This is a genomic window from Pseudomonas sp. 3-2, assembly GCF_019710535.1.
GTDB lineage: Bacteria > Pseudomonadota > Gammaproteobacteria > Pseudomonadales > Pseudomonadaceae > Aquipseudomonas > Aquipseudomonas pharyngis.
Genome location: NZ_CP081200.1, coordinates 5,082,800 through 5,104,652, shown reverse-complemented (window position 1 = coordinate 5,104,652; position 21,853 = coordinate 5,082,800). Strand labels below are relative to the sequence as shown.

The 21,853-nt window shown below is 61.7% G+C and carries 20 protein-coding genes; 7 read left to right on the top strand and 13 right to left on the bottom strand.

The annotated features are described in order from the left end of the window. Positions 1–3: 3 nt before the first annotated feature. The 9 genes from K3819_RS23130 to K3819_RS23090 all read right to left on the bottom strand — a co-directional run bounded on the left by K3819_RS23130 (position 4) and on the right by K3819_RS23090 (position 10,950). Positions 4–1,152, bottom strand: coding sequence for an efflux RND transporter periplasmic adaptor subunit (locus K3819_RS23130; protein WP_085610855.1), 1,149 nt, complete (start codon positions 1,150–1,152; stop codon positions 4–6). A 147-nt stretch (positions 1,153–1,299) separates the two neighbouring features. Further along, positions 1,300–2,400: a DUF1513 domain-containing protein gene (locus K3819_RS23125; protein ID WP_207983804.1), complete on the bottom strand. Its 1,101-nt coding sequence runs from the start codon at positions 2,398–2,400 to the stop codon at positions 1,300–1,302. 14 nt (positions 2,401–2,414) lie between these two features. Continuing rightward, positions 2,415–3,479: an imelysin family protein gene (locus K3819_RS23120; RefSeq protein WP_085610853.1), complete on the bottom strand. Its 1,065-nt coding sequence runs from the start codon at positions 3,477–3,479 to the stop codon at positions 2,415–2,417. Positions 3,480–3,505: 26 nt separating this feature from the next. Beyond that, on the bottom strand, positions 3,506–4,933 hold the full coding sequence (locus tag K3819_RS23115; protein WP_221398017.1) for a di-heme oxidoredictase family protein: 1,428 nt from the start codon (positions 4,931–4,933) through the stop codon (positions 3,506–3,508). A 287-nt stretch (positions 4,934–5,220) separates the two neighbouring features. Then, entirely contained in the window at positions 5,221–6,567 is a 1,347-nt protein-coding gene (locus K3819_RS23110; RefSeq protein WP_085610851.1) for an imelysin family protein, read from the bottom strand. A 194-nt stretch (positions 6,568–6,761) separates the two neighbouring features. Further along, positions 6,762–8,813, bottom strand: coding sequence for a bifunctional diguanylate cyclase/phosphodiesterase (locus K3819_RS23105; RefSeq protein WP_039765890.1), 2,052 nt, complete (start codon positions 8,811–8,813; stop codon positions 6,762–6,764). Between the two features lie 354 nt (positions 8,814–9,167). After that, entirely contained in the window at positions 9,168–9,764 is a 597-nt protein-coding gene (locus tag K3819_RS23100) for a superoxide dismutase (RefSeq protein ID WP_003227660.1), read from the bottom strand. A 176-nt stretch (positions 9,765–9,940) separates the two neighbouring features. After that, positions 9,941–10,543 (bottom strand): LysE/ArgO family amino acid transporter, encoded by a 603-nt coding sequence (locus tag K3819_RS23095; RefSeq protein ID WP_085610850.1) that lies wholly within the window; start codon positions 10,541–10,543, stop codon positions 9,941–9,943. A gap of 5 nt (positions 10,544–10,548) precedes the next feature. Further along, entirely contained in the window at positions 10,549–10,950 is a 402-nt protein-coding gene (locus tag K3819_RS23090) for an ACT domain-containing protein (RefSeq protein WP_085610849.1), read from the bottom strand. A 96-nt stretch (positions 10,951–11,046) separates the two neighbouring features. On the opposite strand from K3819_RS23090, the gene K3819_RS23085 reads away from it, so the two are divergent. From K3819_RS23085 to K3819_RS23070, 4 genes are all read left to right on the top strand, one after another. Continuing rightward, on the top strand, positions 11,047–11,934 hold the full coding sequence (locus tag K3819_RS23085; RefSeq protein WP_085610848.1) for a LysR family transcriptional regulator ArgP: 888 nt from the start codon (positions 11,047–11,049) through the stop codon (positions 11,932–11,934). Positions 11,935–12,042: 108 nt separating this feature from the next. Beyond that, entirely contained in the window at positions 12,043–13,035 is a 993-nt protein-coding gene (locus tag K3819_RS23080; protein WP_039765898.1) for an NAD(P)-dependent oxidoreductase, read from the top strand. A gap of 116 nt (positions 13,036–13,151) precedes the next feature. Continuing rightward, a complete protein-coding gene (locus tag K3819_RS23075; protein ID WP_221398016.1) occupies positions 13,152–14,027 on the top strand; it encodes an ATPase in 876 nt (291 codons plus the stop codon). Between the two features lie 122 nt (positions 14,028–14,149). Then, positions 14,150–14,998: a cache domain-containing protein gene (locus K3819_RS23070; protein ID WP_163976312.1), complete on the top strand. Its 849-nt coding sequence runs from the start codon at positions 14,150–14,152 to the stop codon at positions 14,996–14,998. 44 nt (positions 14,999–15,042) lie between these two features. Here the strand turns inward: K3819_RS23070 and K3819_RS23065 are convergent, their stop codons facing one another. Continuing rightward, on the bottom strand, positions 15,043–16,560 hold the full coding sequence (locus tag K3819_RS23065; RefSeq protein WP_085610845.1) for an MDR family MFS transporter: 1,518 nt from the start codon (positions 16,558–16,560) through the stop codon (positions 15,043–15,045). A gap of 79 nt (positions 16,561–16,639) precedes the next feature. After that, positions 16,640–17,824, bottom strand: a complete 1,185-nt coding sequence (gene pobA / locus K3819_RS23060) for a 4-hydroxybenzoate 3-monooxygenase (protein ID WP_221399727.1) — start codon at positions 17,822–17,824, stop codon at positions 16,640–16,642. Positions 17,825–18,011: 187 nt separating this feature from the next. Between pobA and K3819_RS23055 the strand changes: the two genes are divergently transcribed. Beyond that, complete coding sequence (locus K3819_RS23055; RefSeq protein WP_085610843.1) at positions 18,012–18,908, top strand: helix-turn-helix domain-containing protein; 897 nt, start codon at positions 18,012–18,014, stop codon at positions 18,906–18,908. Positions 18,909–18,916: 8 nt separating this feature from the next. Here K3819_RS23055 and K3819_RS23050 read toward each other — a convergent pair whose 3' ends face one another. Together K3819_RS23050 and K3819_RS23045 are read right to left on the bottom strand one after the other, a co-directional pair. Continuing rightward, positions 18,917–19,093 carry a hypothetical protein gene (locus tag K3819_RS23050; protein ID WP_007953274.1) on the bottom strand — a complete coding sequence of 59 codons (177 nt, stop codon included), beginning with the start codon at positions 19,091–19,093 and terminating at the stop codon, positions 18,917–18,919. A gap of 86 nt (positions 19,094–19,179) precedes the next feature. Next, on the bottom strand, positions 19,180–20,085 hold the full coding sequence (locus K3819_RS23045; RefSeq protein WP_221398015.1) for a LysR family transcriptional regulator: 906 nt from the start codon (positions 20,083–20,085) through the stop codon (positions 19,180–19,182). 115 nt (positions 20,086–20,200) lie between these two features. Between K3819_RS23045 and K3819_RS23040 the strand changes: the two genes are divergently transcribed. Both K3819_RS23040 and K3819_RS23035 read left to right on the top strand, forming a co-directional pair. After that, positions 20,201–21,079 (top strand): MBL fold metallo-hydrolase, encoded by an 879-nt coding sequence (locus tag K3819_RS23040; RefSeq protein WP_221398014.1) that lies wholly within the window; start codon positions 20,201–20,203, stop codon positions 21,077–21,079. Positions 21,080–21,125: 46 nt separating this feature from the next. Beyond that, positions 21,126–21,740 carry an NAD(P)-dependent oxidoreductase gene (locus tag K3819_RS23035; protein ID WP_085647272.1) on the top strand — a complete coding sequence of 205 codons (615 nt, stop codon included), beginning with the start codon at positions 21,126–21,128 and terminating at the stop codon, positions 21,738–21,740. Positions 21,741–21,853 lie beyond the last annotated feature (113 nt).

Sequence of the window (21,853 nt, the reverse complement as noted above, 5' to 3'; positions counted from 1 at the left end):
TGATCAGTCGGCGCGGGGCGGACTGTTCTGCTCGCCGAGGGTCTTGTCGTCGCTGATGGCAATGTGGGCGCCGTTGTCCAGTTTGATCTGGCCGGCCGTCACCACCTGTTCGCCGCTCTGCACGCCCTTGTTGATCATCACCTGACCATCACGGCGTTCGCCGGTCTCGACGAACCTGCGCTCGGCGATCAGTACCGGTTGGCCCTTGTCGTCTTTCTCGACGGTGCCGTCTTCGGCTTTCTTCTGGGTGACCACGTACGTCGAGTTGCCGTAGAGGGTGTAGGTGATCGCGCTTTCCGGGACCACGATGTGTTTCTGCGGATCCGGCAGCAGCACCTCGACGCTGGTGAACATGCCCGGCAGCAACTTGCCGTCGGGGTTGGCCAGTGTGGCGCGCACGAGGATGTTACGGGTGGTGCTTTCGACGATCGGGTTGATGGCGCTGATGGCGCCGGTGAAATGCTGGCCGGGATACGCCGCGACCGTGATCTGTACCGGTTGACCGATAGCCAGTTTCGGCACCGATTGTTCGGGCACGTAGAAGTCGGCGTAGAGACTGCTCAGATCCTGCAGAGTGGCGATCTTGGTGCCGCTGGCGAGGTAGTCGCCGATGTCGACGAGGCGGATGCCGATGGTGCCGCTGAAGGGCGCGACGATGCGTTTTTTCGCCAGCGCCGCATTGAGTTGATTGACCGTGGCCTTGTTCTTTTGCAACTGCGCCGAGAGCCGGTCGAATTCGCCTTTGGAGATGGCGCTGCTGCCGACGAGCTGGCTGCCGCGACCGTAATCCAGCTGCGCGAGACCGAGATCGGCCTTGGCGGTTTCGAGGAAGGCGGCTTCGACCGCGCTGTCCAGTTGCAGCAAGGGTTGGCCGGCCTTGACCTTCTGCCCCGATTCGAACTTCAGCTCGGTGACGGTGCCGGCGTTCTCCAGGCTCAGGTCGACACCTTGCAAGGCCTTCAGCGTGCCGACGGTGGGCAGGCGCATCTGCCACGGGCGCTCGACGGCCGTGGCCACGGCGACGCTGATCGGCGGCTTCGGTTTGGAAAAGCCCTGGATCATCGTATAGATCGAGAAGGCCTTGTAACCGGCGAGAAGCAGAACGATCAGCAGTACAACACCCAACATGATCAGCATGCGGCGACGCAGCATATTTCCAGTTCCTTGGAGAAAATCAGGCGAGACAGGCGGGCACATTACCCCGAGTCCGGCAGGGATTCCAACTGCCAGTTTTTTCCGGGTGTAAGGGAGGAAGGTGGAGAAAAGCGGGGCCGCCGACCGAGCGGTCGGCGGCGAATTTCAGGCCATCAGATGAAGATGGTTGTCCCAGAGCCCTGCGGGCAAATCCAGCGGTTTGGCGAGCAGATCATCCTGGCGGCAATCGTAGTAGCGGCAACGTCCCTGACCGGAGGTCACGACAAACCCGTCCTTCACCGCACCGACACCGGCGCAGTCGGGCAACGGGGCGTCGAGGCGCACTTCGCCGCTGTCCAGGTCCCAGATGAAGAAACGGTTGCCACGCGGTGCGGTCAGTGCCACCAGCCGCAGGTCGCTGTGCACGGCGACGCTGGCGGTGTAATGCCCCATCGACTGCAACTGATGCTCCGGCACCGGGAACGCCACGAATGGCTGGCCGGGACGTTTGATCGCCAGCAGCTCCGAACGCTCGTGGGAAGGCCCCATAAATTGCTGGCCGGCAACGATGGTGCCGTCGCTGGCAATCCCCAGGTGGCGCACGCTGTTCATCTGCTGGGCGAGGGTTTCCTTGCTCAGCAGGGTGCCGTCGCGTTGCATCAGCACCAGGCTCGGCTCCATGGCGTCGAGGTTCATGTCGACCCGGCTTTCGGCCTCGGTGCGGATCCCGCCGTTGGCCACCACCAGGGTTTCACCGTCGGGCATCCACGACACCTGATGCGGGCCGAGACCGTGGGTGGAAATCTCGCCGCTGTGCACCAGCCGCTCGCCTTCGAATCTGTACACCCCGAGCAGGCCACGGCCCGGATCGGTGGTGTCGTTTTCGGTGGCGTACAGGTAGTCGCCGCTGTGATGGATCACTGCGTGGCCATAGAAATGCCGGTTCGGCTGCGAGGTCACGGTTTGCAGCAATGCACCGTTGCGCAGGTCGATCAGGTAGCTCTCGGTGCCCGGCCGGCGGGCGACGAACAGCGCGATCGGCAGCGTCGGGTGATTGATGATGTCGTGGCAACGCTGGCCGACTTCGGTGGCGAACACCTGGGTGCCGTCCAGCCGATAACCGACGGCGTAGTGCTTGCCGTCGGTGTCGTCCCGCGCCGACAGCAGCAGCGGGCTTTGGTCCTTGCGTTTGAACAGCGTCCAGCCGCCCAGTGTCACTGCTCCCAGCAGCAAACTACCTAAAGTCAGAGCCTGGCGTCGCAGCATGGCACGTGCCCTCATCAGTCACCGTCGTTGGCGTTGAAGCCCAGTTGGATGCCCAGCGCCTTGGCCAGCTCGCCTTCGTGCAGGCGGTGGACGACGTTGAGGCTGTCGTAAATGTCGTTGAGCTGCTGGCGACCGGCGTCATCGTTGAGCATTTCGGTCAGCGAGCGCTGAGTACTGCCGAACAGTTTGAGCGACGCCGCGTAGGCTGCATCGATCTTGTCCGCCAACGGCTTTTGCTCAGCCGGCAACAAGCCGCGCAGGCCTTTGTTGTCGACGCCTTCCCAGACGGTTTTGGCCGCCGCGAGGCTGGCTTCCAGCGACTCCATGGACGACTGGCTGCGCCATGCGTCAGCCTGGAATGGCTGAGGCACGCCTTTGCTCTGGCGGCCCATCGGCGTGCCGAGTTTTTTCTTCAGGGTGTCGAGGGCGGTGACCTGAACCCGCAGCAGATCGGCGATCGCTTCGTGGGAGTCGGCGTAGCGCTGGTTGGGGAATTTGCTCATCTGCGCGAGCATGCCGTCGGTGTTGTTCCAGCTGCTGAGAATCTCTTCGGCCAGTTGTTTCTGACGCTCGCCGATGGCCACCAGCAGTGGGCAGTATTTGGCTTTCTGCGCGTCGTTGGCGACGTCAGGCTTGGCGTCGAACAGGATGTACTCGTAAGCGGACAGGCCTTGAACCACGACGCTGGACTTGGCCAGGGCGGCGGCGTCGATCTGTGGCTGGGCGCTGACCAGTTGCTCGACCTGACGGCCGACCAGGTTTTTCTTGTCCGGCCAGAATTGCACCTGCCACGAGCGGTTGCCCTCGGCCAGCGGGCCGATCAGCAGCGGTTGCAACTCGGCCCAGGCTTTCTGCGCATGCAGGAAGTCGGCACGGGCGGTGTCCAGCGACTCTTTACCCTGGCAGTAGGCGAGGGCGCTGACGGCCAGTTGCTTGTCGGCTTCGACCCAGCGGGTGTAGGTCGGCAGGATCACCGATTTGGCGATGGCCGCCGAGGTGACGGCTTGCGGATCCTGCGGCGAGCACGCGCCGAGGGCCAGTGCGGCAAGGCTGGTGAACAACAGCTTGGGACGGAACATGTCGGGCTCCCGATTCGTTCAAGTGTTTAAAGTGAGTTCAAGAACGCCAGCAGCGCGGCACGCTGCTCGGCGTTGAAAGACAAAACCTGTTGCTGCGCCGCTTTCGCTTCGCCGCCATGCCAGAGCACGGCTTCGAGCAGATTGCGGGCGCGGCCGTCATGCAGAAACTGGGTGTGGCCGCTGACCGTTTGCGTCAGGCCGATACCCCACAGCGGCGGGGTGCGCCAGTCGCGGCCGGAGGCCTGGAATTCAGTGCGGTTGTCCGCCAGGCCTTCGCCCATGTCGTGCAGCAGCAGATCGCTGTACGGGCGAATCACTTGATGGGCCAGTTCAGGTTCGGCCGCGTTGGCGGCGGTGGTGTATTTCGGCGTGTGACAGGACTGGCAGCCTGCCTGGAAGAACAGGTTCTTGCCGGCCAGCACCTGCTCATCGTTGACCCCACGGCGGGCGGGAACGGCGAGGTTACGGCTGTAGAACAGCACCAGGCGCAGAATGTTGTCGCTGACTTCCGGTTCGCCGTCCGGGCCATTGCCGTTCGGCGCCTGTTTGCAGGCGGTTTGCGCGTCGGTGCAGTCATCAAACGGTCTCAGGCTGGTCGTGAGGCCCATATCACCAGAAAACGCGTGAACATTTTGTTGATTGAGGTTTGGTTGGCCGGCTTTCCAGCCAAATCGCCCCATGACGGTCTTTTGTTGCTCATCATCCCAGACCCGGTTGGGCCGGCCGTTGATGCCGTTGTTCTCTTTGGCCTGCGCGGCGGCGTTGGCGAGGATCGCTTCTTCCGGGATCGCTTCGAGCAGGCCCAGGCCGATCATCGGCGGTGCAACGCGGGCCGAGAAACGTGTGTCCGGGTGCATCGGGCCATAGCCGAGCTGGGTGATCTGCAGGACCGGTTTGCGCAACTCGACTTCGGTGCCGTCCTTGAAGCGTACCGGCACCGGCGTGTAATCGACCCGCACCTTGCCTTCCGGCGCGACGCCGGGGACGGCCATGTCCTGGAACTGGCCGCCGTAGACCGGCTCGGGCACTACGCCCACCTGTTCGATGACCTTGGCATAGGCCGGCGCATCGGGAATCGACAGGCGCACCAGCATCGACACCGCGTTGGCCGCATCCGGCGTCGGCGGATGGCCGCGGCCGTCCTTGATGTGGCAGTTCTGGCAGGCGTTGGTGTTGAACAGCGGGCCGAGGCCGTCGCGGGCGGTGGTGGTCGACGGCGCGATCACCCACGGGCTGCGGAAGAAGCTGTTGCCGACGCTGAAGTCCACCCGCCGCGAGGGCGGCAGGTTGGCCGACGGCAGGGAGAACGCGTTCTGATCGCTCTTGCGCACGGTCGCCGCGCCGCCGGAACGGGCTTCACCCGGCTCGGCCTTGGTGAAACGCGGGGCGTCATCGCAGGCACTCAGGCCCAGGGCCAGAAACAGTGCGGACAAGCGAAGAGGCAGCGAGGGCATCAGACTTCCTGCAAGAGGGGCGAATTTAAAGGCGCAAAGTCTAACAGGGCGAGTGGGTTTGAATAAGAGGAATTATCGTTTGCTTGATGCAGGGTAGGGGTTTCAGAAATCTTAAGGCTGGGTGCAAATCTTGTGGGAGCGAGCTTGCTCGCGAAAGCGCTGGTTCAGCCACTGATGCGTTGCCTGACAGGACGCTTTCGCGAGCAAGCGCGCTCCCACAGGTTTTGTATATGGCGGAAACGAAAAAGGCGACCCGAAGGTCGCCTTTTTTAACGCGGACGCTGTGATCAGAACTCGTGATCAGCGTTGTCCGGGTTCAGGTCGCTGATGCCGAGCTTGCCGGCTGCGGCCTCGATCGAACCGGTCTGCTTGACCAGCGAAGCGATGGCGTCGCGAACAATCTGGTTACCAGCCGTGTTGCCGGCTGCGATCAACTGGTCGTAGTGCTCACCCTTGTTGGCGTGATCGACCATGACCTGGATCTTGGCTTCGGTGGCGGCCAGATCGGCTTTCAGCGCGGTGTCGGCAGCCGGGTCGACCTTGGCCACCAGCGACGACAGGCTGGCGCCGGTCAGTTTGGTGCCGTCGACGCGGGTGTACTCGCCCAGGTAAACGTTACGAATGCCCTTGGCATCGTAGAAGTGCGAGTTGTGGGTGTTGTCGCTGAAGCAATCCTGTTCGTCTTCCGGGGAGTTCGCTTCCAGGGACACTTTCATGCGCTCGCCGGCCAGCTCGCCCAGGGACAGGCTGCCCATGCCGAACAGCATCTTGCGCAGGCCGCTTTCAGCCGGTTCGGCTTCCAGGGTGGCGCGGTAGTTGTCGGCCACGTTCGGCTTCCAGTTGCCGACCATTTCTTCCAGGTCGCTGACCAGCAGTTGGGTCACGGCTTTCAGGTAGGCACGACGACGCTCGTTGTGACCGCCGGTGGCGCCTTTGCCTTCCAGGTAGTCCGAGGCCGGACGGTTGCCGGCGCCAGGGCCGGTGCCGTTCAGGTCCTGGCCCCAGAGCAGGAATTCGATGGCGTGGTAGCCGGTGGCAACGTTGGCTTCGGAACCGCCCAGCTCGTTCAGGCTGGCGAGTTTTTCCGGGGTGATGTCCTTGACGTCGACCTTGTCTTCGCCGACCTGTACTTCGGTGTTGGCGATGATGTTGGCGGTGGCGCCCGGGTTGCCCAGTGCGTGTTCGTAGGATTTGTCGACGTAGTCGATCAGGCCTTCGTCCAGAGGCCAGGCGTTCACCTGACCTTCCCAGTCGTCGATGATGGTGTTGCCGAAGCGGAACACTTCGCTCTGCAGGTAAGGAACGCGGGCAGCGACCCAGGCAGCCTTGGCGGCTTTCAGGGTGTCGGCGTTCGGCTTGGCGAGGAACGCGTCGACGGCGGTTTGCAGGGTTTTCGCGGTGGATTCGGCATCGCTGTAAACGGCGAAGACCATGTCGGCGTAGTGCGAGACAACGGCTTTGCCGGCGGCCTCGTCGACTTTACCGGCAGCAGCAGGCGCAGCCGGTGCAGCGGTGCTCGCAGCCGGAGTCGGCGCAGGAGCGGCGGCCTTTTCTTTGTCTTTACCTTCGCCGCAACCGGCGAGGGAAATAGCGATGGCCAGCAGACTGGCGGTAGCCAGAGGCGTACGAATCATGGCGAACATCCTGCTTCGGTGATTGAGTGGACAGGCGCGGGGTGCGCAAAACTGCGACATAATGCAAATCTTTCGCATTATGTGTAAAGGGTTGTAGCTGGAAATATTTCTTATTTGCGCGGGGTCTGCGCTGGATCAACAGCGAGGTTGATGCCCGGCAGAACCCGGGTTGCGTCGGGCCTGGCAGGCACGTTTCAGAGGATGGCCGCGTTGCTGCGCTGGGCCTGCTTGAGATAAATGCCCAACTCGCGCGCCGGCAGCGGTTTGCTGTAGTGGTAGCCCTGACCTTCGTGGCAGCCTTCGGAAATGATGTAGGTTTCCTGTTCGGCGGTTTCCACGCCCTCGGCGATCACCTGCATGCCCAGGCTCTTGCCCAGTTGGATGATGGCGCGAACGATTGTCGCATCATCGTCGTCATCCAGCAGGTCCTGGACGAAGCTCTTGTCAATCTTGATCTTGTCCAGCGGCAGACTCTTGAGATAACTCAGCGAGGAATAGCCGGTGCCGAAATCGTCGATAGCGATCAGTGCGCCGGAGCGGCGCAGGCTCAGCAGGTGCTGGGCCGCGGTGCTGATGTCTTCCATCAGGCCGGTTTCGGTGACTTCCAGCTCCAGGCTGCGTGGCGGCAGGCGGTACATCTGCAGCAGGTTGTTGACCACCCGTGGCAGCTCGGCGTGGTGCAGTTGCACGGTGGACAGGTTGACCGCCATGCGCAGGTCGACGAAGCCCTGATCGTGCCAGTCGCGCAGTTGCTTGCAGGCCTGATCCAGCACCCATTCGCCGATGGCGATGATGGTGCCGTTCTGTTCCGCCAGCGGGATGAACAGGTCCGGCGGCACCAGGCCGTGTTCCGGATGCTGCCAGCGGATCAATGCCTCGACCCCGACTACGCGATGATCGCGGTAGCTGATCTGCGGCTGATAGACGAGGTAGAACTGATCGCGCAGCAAGGCGTCGCGCAGGTCTTTTTCCAGTTCGCGACGGCGGCGCATCTCGCTGTCGACGCTCGCGATGTAGAACTGATAGCGGTTGCGCGAGCGGGTCTTGGCCAGGGTCATGGTCTGCTCGGCTTTCTGCAGCAGCTTCTCGGTGCTGTCGCCGTCTTCCGGGAACAAGGTGATGCCGATGGTCGCGCGCAGGCGGATCTCCTGATGATCAAGGGCGAACGGGGCTTCCAGGTCATCAAGGATACTTTGCGCCAGTTCCGCCGCTTCGTAGGGTTGCTCGATATCGGCCTGCACCAGCGCGAACTGGTCGCCGCCAAGACGGGCGAGGGCGCCAAGGCGACCGCTGTGGGCACGAAGCCGGTCAGCCAGGGCCAGCAGCAACTGGTCACCGGTCTGGTAGCTGAATTGTTCGTTGATGCCTTTGAAATCGTCCAGACCTACGCAAAGGACGGCGACCCGCCGTTGCAGCTTGCCGGCATCCACCAGAATCTTGTCCAGCTGCTGCTGCAATTGCTGGCGATTCGGCAGGCCGGTGAGGAAATCGTATTGGGCCATGCGCAGCAGGCTGTTTTCCGCTTCATGGCGCAGGTGGGTATTGCGTTCGATGGATTCGAGTAGCTGGTTGGCGGTATTGATCCAGATCCCCAGTTCGTTTTTTTCGTGACCCTTGAGCTGCGGAATCTTGTGTTCGCTGGGGCGGTCCGGGTTGATCTCGGTGAGGTGCTCGATGATCCGCGACAGCGGTTTGGTCAGCAGCCAGTGATAGACCAGATACAGCACCAGGCCCATGGCCAGGGCGCGCAACACGCCGGAAATGAAGATGATCACCGAACTGACAATGAAACCCTGACCGTAGGTGGCCGTGTCGAGAGTGATGCTCAGGTCGCCGTAATATTCGCTGTACGGCCCGCGCCCCACCAGTTGGGTGGTGAACGTGCGTTCCTGGCCGAGGATCAGGTCGGTCAGCCAGCGGCTGTTGGATTGCTGCAGCTCACGCGACTTTTGCGCGAGCATCGCTTCGTTGGGATGGCCGATGGACGCCTGACGCACGGCGTCGTCCTGGAACAGGCCTTCGATCACCTGCATGCCCATCTCCCGGTCCAGGCTGTAGACCGCCTGGGTGGAGGGATCGCGGAACATGTCGAGGATGCGTTCGGCATCGCCGGCGACGGCCTGGCGTGTTTTATAGGCATCGAACACGATCTGCGCGCAGCTCAAGACCACGCCGACGATCAATGCCGACAGGAGCACGACCCGGAGCAACTTCACCGACAAGCTGTTCTTGAGTTCCAGCTTCAAAGGGTTATTCCTTGTTCCGTGCGGGTAGCGTCAAGTTGCCATGAGTATTGGCAATCCCGTGTTGGCAGTCAAAGGGACAATCGAGCCGCGGAAAATTTGTCCGTGGCCTTGGCCGATATGCTGCTGTCTGGAGTATTTGCCCTGGTTGTACTGTGTCGGTAGTTTCGGTCTCCAACTTGAGGGACGTCGGACAATTTTTCCTCTTTTGATGTTAGTTCGCCGTGGCTTGGGAGCAAGGCGAGAAGGGCTGCTTCAGGTGTGGGAAAAAGCCTTGTTTGTGATGCAACGCACTCACGATTATTTCCGCAGGTATAAAAAAACCCGGCAAAGCCGGGTTTTTGTCTGGCGTGCAGCTTAAGCGGTGAAGGTCTTGCCTTCGAACTGCTCGGCCACGAACTTCCAGTTGACCAGGTTCCAGAACGCCTCGACGTACTTAGGACGCAGGTTACGGTAGTCGATGTAGTAAGCGTGTTCCCAGACGTCGCAGGTCAGCAGCGGGGTGTCGCCGCTGGTCAGCGGGTTGCCGGCGCCGATGGTGCTGGCCAGGGCCAGGGAACCGTCAGCCTTTTTCACCAGCCAGCCCCAGCCGGAACCGAAGGTGCCGATCGAAGTTTTGCTGAACTCTTCCTTGAACTTGTCGAACGAACCGAAAGCCGCGTTGATGGCTTCAGCCAGTGCGCCGGTTGGTTGACCGCCGGCGTTTGGCGCCAGGCAGTTCCAATAGAAGGTGTGGTTCCAGACCTGAGCGGCGTTGTTGAAGATGCCGCCCGAGGAAGTCTTGACGATTTCTTCCAGGGTCTTGCCTTCGAACTCGGTGCCTGGCACCAGGTTGTTCAGGTTCACGACGTAGGTGTTGTGGTGCTTGTCGTGGTGGAATTCCAGGGTTTCCTTGGAAATGTGCGGCTGCAGGGCATCGTGTGCGTAAGGCAGCGGCGGCAATTCGAAAGCCATGATGATTCTCCTAATCAGGTCTGTTGCGGTGAGCGCAAGGCCGATCACGGGCGGCCAGAAATGCACCGGCGAGTTTTTACTCTTTGCGGCGCAGGGTTCGGATCATAGCACCGGGGGTGCGGCTTAACCACGCAACAACTGTGTGGGATAGAGGTTCCAGAGCTGTTTGGAATAAATCATGAAGCCAATATCAATTGCCCTGCCACGGTGAACATCATTACCGCCACCAACAGATCGAGAATCCGCCACGTACTCGGCCGTGCCAGCCACGGTGCCAGCCATGCTGCACCGAGGGCGAGGGTGAAAAACCACAGCAGCGAAGCACTCGCCGCGCCCACGACATAGGCGCCGGGCACCGACTGTTGTGCGCCGAGAGAACCGATCAGCAAGACGGTGTCGAGATAGACGTGCGGGTTGAGCAGGGTCACCGCCAGTGCGCTTAGCATCACCGCGCGCAGCGAACGCACGGTCTGGTTTTCACCCTGTTGCAGGCTCTGTTTCGAAAACGCCCTGCGCAACGCCTGGCTGCCGTACCAGATCAGGAACACCGCGCCGCCCCAGCGGGCGACCGCCAGCAATGTCGGGTTCTGCGCCAGCACCGTGGCCAGACCGAACACACCCGCCGCCACCAGCAGCGCATCACAGGCGACGCACAGCGCGGCGACCGGCAGGTGATGCTCACGCCGCAGGCTCTGGGCCAGGACAAAGGCATTTTGCGTGCCGATCGCCATGATCAGCCCGAACGCCACCAGCAAACCGTTGGTATAGCTTTGCCACATGACGATTACTCCGCGTTGGCTGCGAGGTCGCGCAGCACTTGCATGGCACGTTCGGCGTCGGCCTGACCGACGAACAGATGATCGTGGTAATAGCCGGCAATCACGTTGCAGCTGATGCCGGCCTTGCCCAGTGCGGTGGCGAAGGCGGCGGTCAGGCCGACGGCTTCCAGTGCCGAATGCACGTTCAGCGTGATCCACGCCGCGACATAGTCGAAGCTGAACCCGGCGCGCTCGGCGTGGGAGCGTTCGAGAATCACCGTCAGGCCTTCCTGTTCACGGAAACTGCCTACGACTTCCAGGCCGCTCGGCAACTCGCCGTCGGACAAGGTGCAGAACACGAATTCGCCGGCATTGAGCTGCGGGCTCATGCTGCGCAGCAGGGTGGTCAACGAGGTTTCGCCAGCCATGGGGGTGATCCTTGATAAAGAGTGCTTGCTGGCTATTCTCCCGGTTGACGTTGTATAAGAAAAACCAATAGTGCTGATCGCTCATTAGGAAAACTGATGTTCGACTACAAATTACTTTCTGCTTTGGCCGCCGTGGTCGAGCAGGCCGGATTCGAACGGGCGGCGCAGGTGCTGGGCCTTTCGCAATCGGCGATCTCCCAGCGGATCAAATTGCTGGAAGCGCGGGTCGGCCAGCCGGTTCTGGTGCGTGGCACGCCGCCGTCGCCTACCGAAATTGGCCGGCGCCTGCTCAACCATGTGCAGCAGGTGCGCCTGCTCGAACGGGATTTGCAGACGCTGGTGCCTGCGCTGGACGAAGAGGGCCTGCCGGAGCGCCTGCGTATCGCCCTGAATGCCGACAGTCTCGCCACCTGGTGGGCCGAGGCGGTGGGCGACTTCTGCGCCGAACAACATCTATTGCTCGATCTGATCGTCGAAGACCAGACCGTCGGCCTGAAACGCATGCGCGCCGGTGAAGTGGCCGGTTGCCTGTGCGCCAGCGAGCGGCCGGTGGCGGGGGCACGCAGCGTGTTGCTCGGGGCGATGCGCTATCGAGCGCTGGCCAGCCCGGCGTTCATCGAGCGGCATTTCCCCGACGGCGTGCGGGCCGAACAATTACCGCGCACCCCGGCGCTGGTGTTCGGCCCTGACGATTTTCTCCAGCATCGATACCTCGCGTCCCTCGGCGTCGATGGCGGTTTCGAACATCACCTGTGCCCGTCGTCCGAAGGTTTCCTCCGCCTGACCGAAGCCGGGCTCGGCTGGGGCCTGGTGCCGGAATTGCAGGTCCGCGAGCAACTGGAGCGCGGCGTGCTGCGCGAACTGTTGCCAGATAAACCGATCGACGTGCCCTTGTACTGGCATCATTGGCGCAATGGCGGTCAGTTGCTCGGGCTGTTGACCGAGCAATTGGTGCGCTCGTCGGCGCAATGGCTGGTGGCCTGAAAGCAGCTACGAGCGTCAAGCTGCAAGCGCCAAGTAAAGCGCTTGCGTACTGTTTTTACCTTGCAGCTCGAAGCTCGAAGCTTGCAGCTGGTTTTGTTGGAGCTCTACATGAAAATTCTGGTCACCGGCGCAAGCGGCTTCATTGGCGGACGCTTTGCGCGTTTCGCCCTGGAGCAGGGCCTGGACGTGCGGGTCAACGGTCGCCGGGCCGAGGGTGTCGAGCATCTGGTGCGTCGCGGTGCCGAGTTCGTTCAAGGCGATCTGAGCGATCCGGATCTGGTGCGGGAATTGTGCAATGACGTCGAAGCCGTGGTGCATTGCGCCGGCGCGGTTGGCCTGTGGGGCCGCTATCAGGACTTCCATCAGGGCAATGTGCAAGTCACCGAAAACGTGGTCGAGGCCTGCCTGAAGCAACGGGTTCGGCGGCTGGTGCATCTGTCGTCGCCCTCGATCTACTTTGACGGTCGCGACCACCTCGGGCTGACCGAAGAGCAAGTGCCCAAGCGCTTCAAGCATCACTATGCGGCGACCAAATACCTGGCCGAGCAAAAGGTCTTCGGCGCTCAGGAATTCGGCCTCGAAACCCTCGCCCTGCGACCGCGCTTCGTCACCGGCGCCGGCGACATGAGCATCTTCCCGCGCTTGCTGAACATGCAGCGCAAGGGCCGTCTGGCAATCATCGGCAACGGTCTGAACAAGGTCGATTTCACCAGCGTGCACAACCTCAACGAAGCGTTGCTCAGCAGCCTGCTGGCCGACGCCTCCGCGCTGGGCAAGGCCTACAACATCAGCAACGGCGCTCCGGTGCCGCTGTGGGATGTGGTCAATTACGTGATGCGCAAGATGGAAGTCCCACAGGTCACCAAGTATCGTTCCTACGGCCTGGCCTACAGCGTGGCGGCGCTCAACGAAGGTGTGTGCAAGCTCTGGCCCGGGCGTCCCGAGCCGACCCTGTCGCGCCTGGGCATGCAGGTGATGAACAAAAATTTCACCCTCGACATCAGTCGCGCCCGGCATTATCTGGACTACGATCCGAAAGTCAGTCTGTGGACGGCCCTCGATGAGTTCTGTGGCTGGTGGAAGGCTCAGGACATTCGTTGATACGAATCTGCCGGCCGGCACTGAACCGCGCCACGGCTTGAGGGTCAACCCCAGCGGCCGCGGGGTTTATACTTCGCGCCAATCTGCCATCACCGCGTTTCACAAAGGTTGCCTCAATGTCCATGCGTAACGATGCCCACGACGATTTCGACGATGTACCGAGCCTGCGCGCCGATACCCTCGATGACGACGATTTTCCGGTCACCGCCCGCACCACCGTGCATTCGCGCACGCCACCCGTGGTCAAGGTCAAGGCCGCCAGCACCGGGCCGTTATGGGCACTGGTTGGCGCGCTGTTCTTCGCATTCATTGGTCTGGCCTGGTGGAGCTTCCAGCAGATTTCGCTGATGGAGCAGCAACTGGTGGCGACCCAGGAAAGTTTCGCGCGCATCAGTGAGGAAGCGGCGGGGCGCCTGCAGGACATTTCCGGCAAGGTCGTGGCCAGCCAGACCAACGTCACCACCGACAGCGAAGCCCTGAAGCTGCAGATCAAACAGCTGCAAAGTGCGCTTCAGGATCAGAGCAAACAGCAGCAGGGCGTGGCCGGGCAGGCGACGGATCTGGACAAGCGCCTGGCGCAGATGACTGCCCAGACCACCGAACTGCAGAACGCCAACACCCAGTTGCAAGCCCAGGTCAAAGCCCTGAGCGCCGAACTGGCAACGCTGAAAAGCACCTCGGCCGACACCAGCAAGGTCGACGCCCAGCTCAAGAGCTTCGATGCTCAGGTGAAGGGGTTCGATGCGCAGTTCAAGAGCCTCGGTGCCGACATCACGGCCCTGAAAAAACAAACTGGGTCGAACCCTGCGATCGATCGTCTGGAGCAGGAAATCGTCATCCTCAAGAGCGAGCAGGACAACCGTCCGGCCGCTTCGCAGGGTGGCACCAACACCGCCGAGTTCGACGCGTTCCGCGCGCAGATGACCCGCAACATCAACACCCTGCAGGCGCAGATCCAGAACCTGCAACAGCAACTCAACGCGCGTCCGTAAGCCTCTTGTGTGGCGAGGGCGCGCGCCCTCGCCACAGCAACATTCAGAAGCGTTCTGAATATCCATACATGCCTTCAGGCCGTCTACGCTCTTGAAACACCAACAAGAACGAGGGATGCGTCATGGGGTTTGTGCACAAGCTGGCTTGGCTCGGCGCGGTGCTGCTGTTGAGTTTCGGTCAGGCCAACGCGGCCACCACGGAAAAAGACGACAGCAAGGCCGCCATCGCCTTGCTGGAAAAGGCGCTGGCCTATTACCACGACAACGGCGACAAGGCGTTCGCAGCGTTCAGCCGCCAGGGCGAATTCGTCGACAAGGACCGTTACGTGTTCGTGGTCGACACCAAGGGCGTGATGCTCGCCAGCGGCGGGCCGTCGTCGGCATTGATCGGTCGCGACGTCAGCGAAGTCCTCGGGCCGGACTTGCAGAAGTCCTTCAAGGACGCCCTGAAGGTGCCGGAAGGCAACGGCATCCAACAGGCCGAATACCGCTGGCAGAACTGGTCAGACGGCAAGGTCGAGCGCAAGCACGTTTACTATCAACGCATCGGTCAGCGGATTCTGGCGGTGGGTTATTACCTGCCGCGAGCATCCGCGGAGCAGGCGAAAGCGTTGCTCGACAAAGCCGCCACCGACCTGACCAAGGACGAGAAGGGCACGCTGTCCGCTATCAACTCGCTCAAGGGCGGTTACCTGCAGGACGACCTCTATGTGTTCGTGGTCAATCTCGACAACCACCGCTACGTTGCCCATGGCACCAACCTGCGGCTGATCAACACCGACTTCGCAAAGGTCGACGACCCGGAGGGCAAACCGGTGGGCGAACCGATTCTGGCGCTGATCGGCAAGCAGGATGAGGGCGAGTACGAGTACCGCTGGAAAAATCCGGTGACCGGCAAGGTCGAGAACAAGCATGCCTACCTGAAAAAGGTCGGGAACATGCTGGTGGCGGTCGGTTATTACAGTGCTTGATTGCTGAAAGCTCCCATGCCGCGCGTGGGAGCGATCGGCATCAATCAGCGGGTGCCGTGCTCACGGCCCCGCAGCAACCGGTTCGGCATCGCAATCGCCGCCGCCAGCCCGAGCAGCGACACCGCCGCGCTGACCATCAGCAAATGCCGGAACGTCACCAGCAGTTCGGCACGCAAGGCATTCTGCGCATCGCCGGGCGCCGCGTTCAGGCCGTCGAGCAGCACGTTGCCGGAATGCCCTTCGCTCATCAGCGAGCTGCCGGCCAGGTGGGCGAAACTGGAGTCCTGCAACAACGCCAGCAACAGCGCCGACATCAACGCCACGCCCACCGCGCCGCCCAGAGAGCGGAACAGGTTGGTGGTACTGGTGGCGACGCCAATGTCCTTTTGCTCGACCGAGTTCTGCGTACCGACCAGCGAAGTCGGGAACTGCATGCCGCCGGCGATCCCGCTGAGCAGCATGAACAGGCTGCTGAGCAGCGTGGCATCGGGCGGGCTGAAGGCCATGCCAAGGATCGAGATCGGCATCAGCAGCGCGCCGCTCAGAATCTGCGGTTTATAGCGTCCGGTGATCGAAGTGCGGCGTCCGGCGAAATACGCGCCGATCGGTAATCCCATCGCCAGCGGCAGCAAGTGCAATGCAGCGCTGTCCGCCCCAGCACCGGTCACGCTCTGGAAGCGCAGCGGCATCAGCACGATCAGGGAAATCGCCTGGAAGCTGCAAAAGAAAATCGTGCACCAGCACAGCAGGGCGCTGCGGTTGGTGAACAGGTGCATCGGCAACAACGGCTCCCGGGCGCGCCGCTCGTGCCAGACGAACACCGCCAGCACCGCCACCGCGCAAGCGAAGAGACCGAGCACTTCGCTGCTGCGCCACGCATGGCCTTGGCCGACCTGAGTGATCGCCAGCAACAGAGCGGTCAGGCCGATGATCATCAACAGTGTGCCGAGATAATCGATGACCGGTTTGCGCTGGGGAATCGGCAGGCCGATCAGGTTGCGTCGCGCGACCCAGTACGCGCCAAGGCCCAGCGGCAGGTTGATCAGGAACACCCAGCGCCATGACAGGTACTCGGTCATGTAACCGCCGAGCACCGGGCCGGCCACACTGGCCACCGCGTACATGCTGGAGAAGTAGCCCTGATAGCGCCCGCGTTCGCGGGGCGGGACGATGTCGCCGATGATCGCCTGACTTACCGAAATCATCCCGCCGGCGCCGATGCCCTGGAAAATCCGCGCCAGCACCAGTTGCTCCATGCTCTGGGCCATGCCGCAGAACAGCGAGGCGAGGGTGAACAGGCCCATGCCGAACAGCATCAGTTTGCGCCGCCCGTACAGATCGCCGAGCTTGCCGTAGATCGGCACCGCCACGGTCATCGCCACCATGTAGCCGGAAATCACCCAGGCCAGCAGGCTGACGTCCTTGAACTGTGCGGAAATGGCCGGCATGGAAACGGCGACGATGGTCTGGTCGAGCGCGCCAAGGAAGATCGCCATCATCAGCGCGACCAGCACGCTGCGAATGGCCGGTTTGGGCGTTTCGGGATGGTTGAGATTGGTCACGGGCGAACCTGCGGGCAGTGATTGACCCGCAGTGCCAGGGCGAGCGGGTGAGTGCTCGCCAGTGTAAGTCGGTAGGAAGCTATTCGATAGCCTCATAAGGAAGCCCGACGTAATTTTCTGCAATGGTTTTTTGACCGGCCTCCGAGCTGACAAAGTAGTCCAGTTCCGAAGCACAGATCCGCTGGCTGAAATCATCATGCTCATCGAAGCGGTGCAGCATCGAAGTCATCCACCAGGAAAACCGCTCGGCTTTCCACACCCGGCGCAGGCAGATCTCCGAGTATTTCTCCAGCAAGTCAGTGCGACCTTCGCGGTAAACCTTCAGCAAAATCCTGAACAGCGTGCTGACATCGCTGGCCGCCAGATTCAGCCCCTTGGCGCCGGTCGGCGGAACGATGTGCGCCGCGTCCCCAACGAGAAACATCCGCCCGTATTGCATCGGCTCGACCACAAAGCTGCGCAGCGGCGCGATGCTCTTTTCAATCGACGGACCGGTCACCAGTTTCTGCGCCAAATCCTCCGGCAGACGCTTGCGCAGTTCATCCCAGAAACGCTCATCCGACCAGTCGTCGACGTTTTCCTCGGCCGGCACTTGCAGGTAATAACGGGTGCGTGTCGCCGAGCGCATGCTGCACAGGGCGAAGCCGCGCTCGTGGCGGGCGTAGACCAGTTCCTCGTGAATCGGTGGCGTGTCGGCGAGAATCCCCAGCCAGCCAAACGGATAAACCCGTTCGAAGACTTTCAGGCAATCCTCGGGAATCGACTGCCGGGCCACGCCGTGGAAACCGTCGCAACCGGCGATGTAGTCACAATCGACGCGCCAGGTTTCGCCGTCCTTTTCGAAGGTCACGTAGGCTTCGTCGCTTTTCATGTCACAGGGAACGACATGGCTGGCTTCGTAAATTGTCTGCCCACCGGTCTCCCGACGAGCGGCCATCAGGTCGCGAGTGACCTCGGTCTGGCCATAGACCATCACGGTTTTTCCACCGGTCAGGGCTTGCAGGTCGATGTGGATCCGGCGCCCGTCGAGGGCCAGTTCGAAACCACCGTGCACCAGCCCTTCGGCGTCCATCCGCTGACCCACGCCAGCCTCGCGCAACAGCTCTACCATGCCTTGTTCAAGCACGCCGGCGCGGATTCGGCCGAGCACGTAGTCAGGTGTCTGGCGCTCCAGAATCAGGGTGTCGATGCCGGCGTTGTGCAGCAGTTGGCCGAGCAGTAATCCGGACGGACCGGCGCCGATGATGGCGACTTGGGTTTTCAGCGTTTTCATTGTTTTTATGACTCGCAAGCATCACGCGACAACGGCCGGTGAATGAGTTTGGGGATTCGAGTGCTTGCATTTTTCCCTTGCGGGTCTGTCAATTGAAGGTGAAAACTGAGCCGATACCTGTACATTCTGCCAATCGGTGCGATTATCGCCCGCAAACCTCGAGGCCTGGATTGAAGTGATGAACAAGCCTGACCTGCCTTCGATTCCGGTGTTCAAGCTCTACGGTGAAAGCCTGGACTGGCCGACCCCTGACTTGCTGCACTGTGAAACCATTTCCAAACGCAGCCGCGAACACCAATGGGAAATCAAACCCCACCGCCACGCCGATTTGTGCCAGTTGCTCTTCGTATTCAAAGGTCAGGCAGAGCTTGAAATCGAAGGCCAACGCACGCAACTGAACGAAACCGCGATCCAGATCCTGCCGCCGTTATCGGTGCATGGATTCCGTTTTTCCGAGGACGTCGAAGGGTTTGTCGTCACCCTCGCCACTCCGTTGATCAACCATTTGCAGGCGCAACTGGGCAGCGCGGTGCAGGCCCTGGCCCAGGCCGAAAGCTATCCGGCGGGCAAGGACGCGGATTACCTCAACAGTCTGTTTGCCGCGTTGCAGGCCGAGTACAACGGCCATCAACCGGCACGTGAAATGCTCATGCATTCGCTGGTCAGTGTGATCATGGTCTGGGTCAGCCGTCAGGCGATCCGCCGTCACAACGCCACGCAACGCCCGCAGCGTCAGCGCGAATACCTCAACGGGTTCATTCAACTGGTGGAAGAAACCTACCGCCAGCACGTCAAGGTCGAAGACCTGGCCCATCGGCTGGGGATTTCCGTCTCGCACCTCAACGGCACCTGCCGTGAACTGGCGGGGCAGCCGGCGTTGCAGATCATGCACGAGCGTCAGTTGCTGGAAGCCAAGCGTCTGCTGACATACACCAGCATGACCATTTACGAGATGTCCGAGGTGTTGGGGTTTTCCGATCCGACCAACTTCACGCGCTTGTTCCGGCGCCGGGTGGGGATCTCGCCAAAGGCGTTCCGCGACCGCTTGAAGGCCGAGCAGAACGACGACGCCTGAGCCCTTTATCAGCGCAGGGCGTTGAGGGTGGCGTTGTGAGGGATGCAGCGCTCGAAGTTGCAGCTCGCGTATTCACGGGGCAGTTGCCGCAACTGCTCCACGCGCCATGCCGCGGTGCCGTACAGCGCCAGCGTGGCCGCGCAGGTGATGAAAATCGCGAGGTATCTTCTTGTTCTGGTGTTCATGGCGTTGACCTCTGAACGAATACCCTTGGGTACTACTTTCAGCATAGGTCAGCGCCGTGGAGTTGCCAGCGGCTCTGTGAACGGCTTTACAGTCCGATATCCCACTGCGGGTTTTCGGGAAAACGCTGCACCAGAAAGTCCAGCATGCAGCGCAACGCTGCCGGCATGTGCTTGCGTGAGGCATAGACGGCGTAGATGTTCATCTGCCGGGGCTCGGCGTGGGGCAGCAGGCGAACCAGTTCGCCGCTGTGCACATGCACCCCGGCCTGATAGGTCGGCAGCATCGCCACGCCAGCGCCGGCCAGGGTCGCGCGCAGCAGGGTGCTGGCTTCGTTGGCGCTGATGTTGCCCTGCACCGGCACCGAAACCGGTTCGCCATCCTCCTCGAAATGCCACAGGCTCTTGCCGAAATAGGAATGGGTCAGGCAGTTGTGCCGGCTCAGATCTTCAACCCGCTGCGGCTGCGGATGTTCCCGCAGATAGGCGGGTGCGGCGCAGACCACCGAACGGCAGACCGTCAGACGCCGGGCGATCAGGTTGGGGTCGAGGTCATTGCTGGTGCGGATCGCCAGGTCGATGCGTTCGTCCACCAGGTTCACCGTGCGATCGAGCATTTGCAGGTCGATGCTCACCCCCGGATACGCTTTGACGAACACCGCCATGGCATCGGCCAGTTGCGCCTGACCGAACGAGGTGCTGACGCTGATCCGCAGCAACCCCCTTGGTGCATCGGCGGGTTCGCTGACGGCGGCCTGCATGTCACCGGACAGCTCCAGCATCTGCCGGCAGCGCGGCAGGATTTCGTTGCCGGCGGCGGTCAGGCTCAACTTGCGGGTGGTGCGGTGCATCAGACGCGCCCCGACCCAGTCTTCCAGTTCCGCCAGATACCGCGACACCACCGGCCGCGACAGGTCCAGGTGATCGGCCGCCGCCGACTGGCTGCCCAGATCCACCACCGTGACAAACACCCGCATTGCTTGGAGACGATCCATGATTTGCCCGCTTTCAGAAACAAACTATGTTCAAGCATCGCATTTTTTGTAACGAGTCTGGCAACTAAGCTCTGTCCCCATCGCCAAGCACGGCATTCGAACAGCGGAGCAACCCATGATCGGCTTCACCACCCTCAAGCGCGTTTTACTGGCCACCGCCACCCTCGGTTTTGCTGCCCATGCAGCGGCCGCGAACCTGACCCTCGACGTCTACAACCCGGGCACCAACGCGATCTTCCCGGTGACTTCGGTACTGGTCAGCGGCGAGAAGGACGCGATTCTGGTGGACGCGCAATTCGGCAAATCCCAGGCCGAGCAAGTGGTGGAAAAGATCCGCGCCAGCGGCAAGCAATTGACCACCATCTACATCAGCCACGGTGACCCGGATTACTACTTCGGTCTCGACACCCTGACCAAGGCATTCCCGAATGCCAAGGTGCTGGCCTCGCAACCGACCGTTGATCACATCAAGCAAACCGTCGACGGCAAACTCGCCTTCTGGGGCTCGAAAATGGGCGCCGACGTGCCGGCCAAAACCATCGTACCGGGCGTGCTCAAAGGCGACAGCCTGATGCTCGAAGGGCAGAAACTGCAGGTGATCGGCCTTGACGGCAAACAGCCGGATCGCGGCTTCGTGTGGATTCCTTCGTTGAAAGCGGTGGTCGGCGGTGTGGTCGTCGCCGAGAACATCCACGTGTGGATGGCCGACACCCAGACCGCGCAATCCCATGCCGACTGGCTGCAAACCCTGCACTCGATCGAAACCCTGAAACCGAAAACCGTGGTGCCCGGTCACTACCTGGGTGACAGCGCCCGTTCGCTGGCGGCCGTGAAATTCACCGCCGACTACATCAAGGCGTTCGATGCCGAAACTGCCAAGGCCAAGGACTCTGCCGCGCTGATCGCCGCGATGAAAAAACGCTACCCGACACTGGGCGAAGAAAGCTCGCTGGAGCTGAGCGCCAAAGTCGCCAAGGGCGAAATGCAGTGGTAATCCGATTCTGAAAAACGCAGCACTCTCAAGCCAACTGGAGAATGTCATGAGCAAGATCGCAATCATTGGTGCCACCGGCCGTGCCGGCAGCCAACTGCTGGAAGAAGCCCTGCGTCGCGGCCACAGCGTCACCGCTATCGCCCGGGATACCTCGAAGATCGGCGCTCGTGCCGGTGTGGTCAGCAAGAATGTCGACGTGCTGGACGCCGCCGCGTTGCAGGACGCCGTCGCCGGTCACGATGTGGTGATCAGCGCCGCGCATTTCGCCACGGTGCCGGCCAACGCGCTGATCGGTCCGGTGAAACAGGCTGGGGTGAAACGTCTGCTGGTGGTCGGCGGTGCCGGCTCGCTGTTGCTGCCGGACGGCACCCGCGTGATCGACAGCGCCGGTTTCCCGGCCGAGTACAAGGCTGAGGCCAGCGCCGGTGCGGCGTTCCTTGATGCACTGCGTCAGGAGAAGGAACTGGACTGGACATTCCTGTCGCCGTCGGCGCTGTTTGTCGAAGGCGAGCGCACCGGTAAGTTCCGGGTCGGCAAGGATGACTTGCTGGTGAGTGATGACGGTCAGAGTTCGATCACCTTTGCCGACTACGCGATTGCGCTGATCGACGAAGTGGAAACGCCTAAGCATTCGCGTCAGCGGTTTACCGTCGGTTATTGAGGGTTTTGGGTGGTTTTCGGGGTTTGTGTCTGATCCGAAAATTGGCCCTCATCGGAACGCCGCCCGCCCAGCACTCTCCCGGAGGGAGAGGGAGCCGACCGAGTTGTCTGACG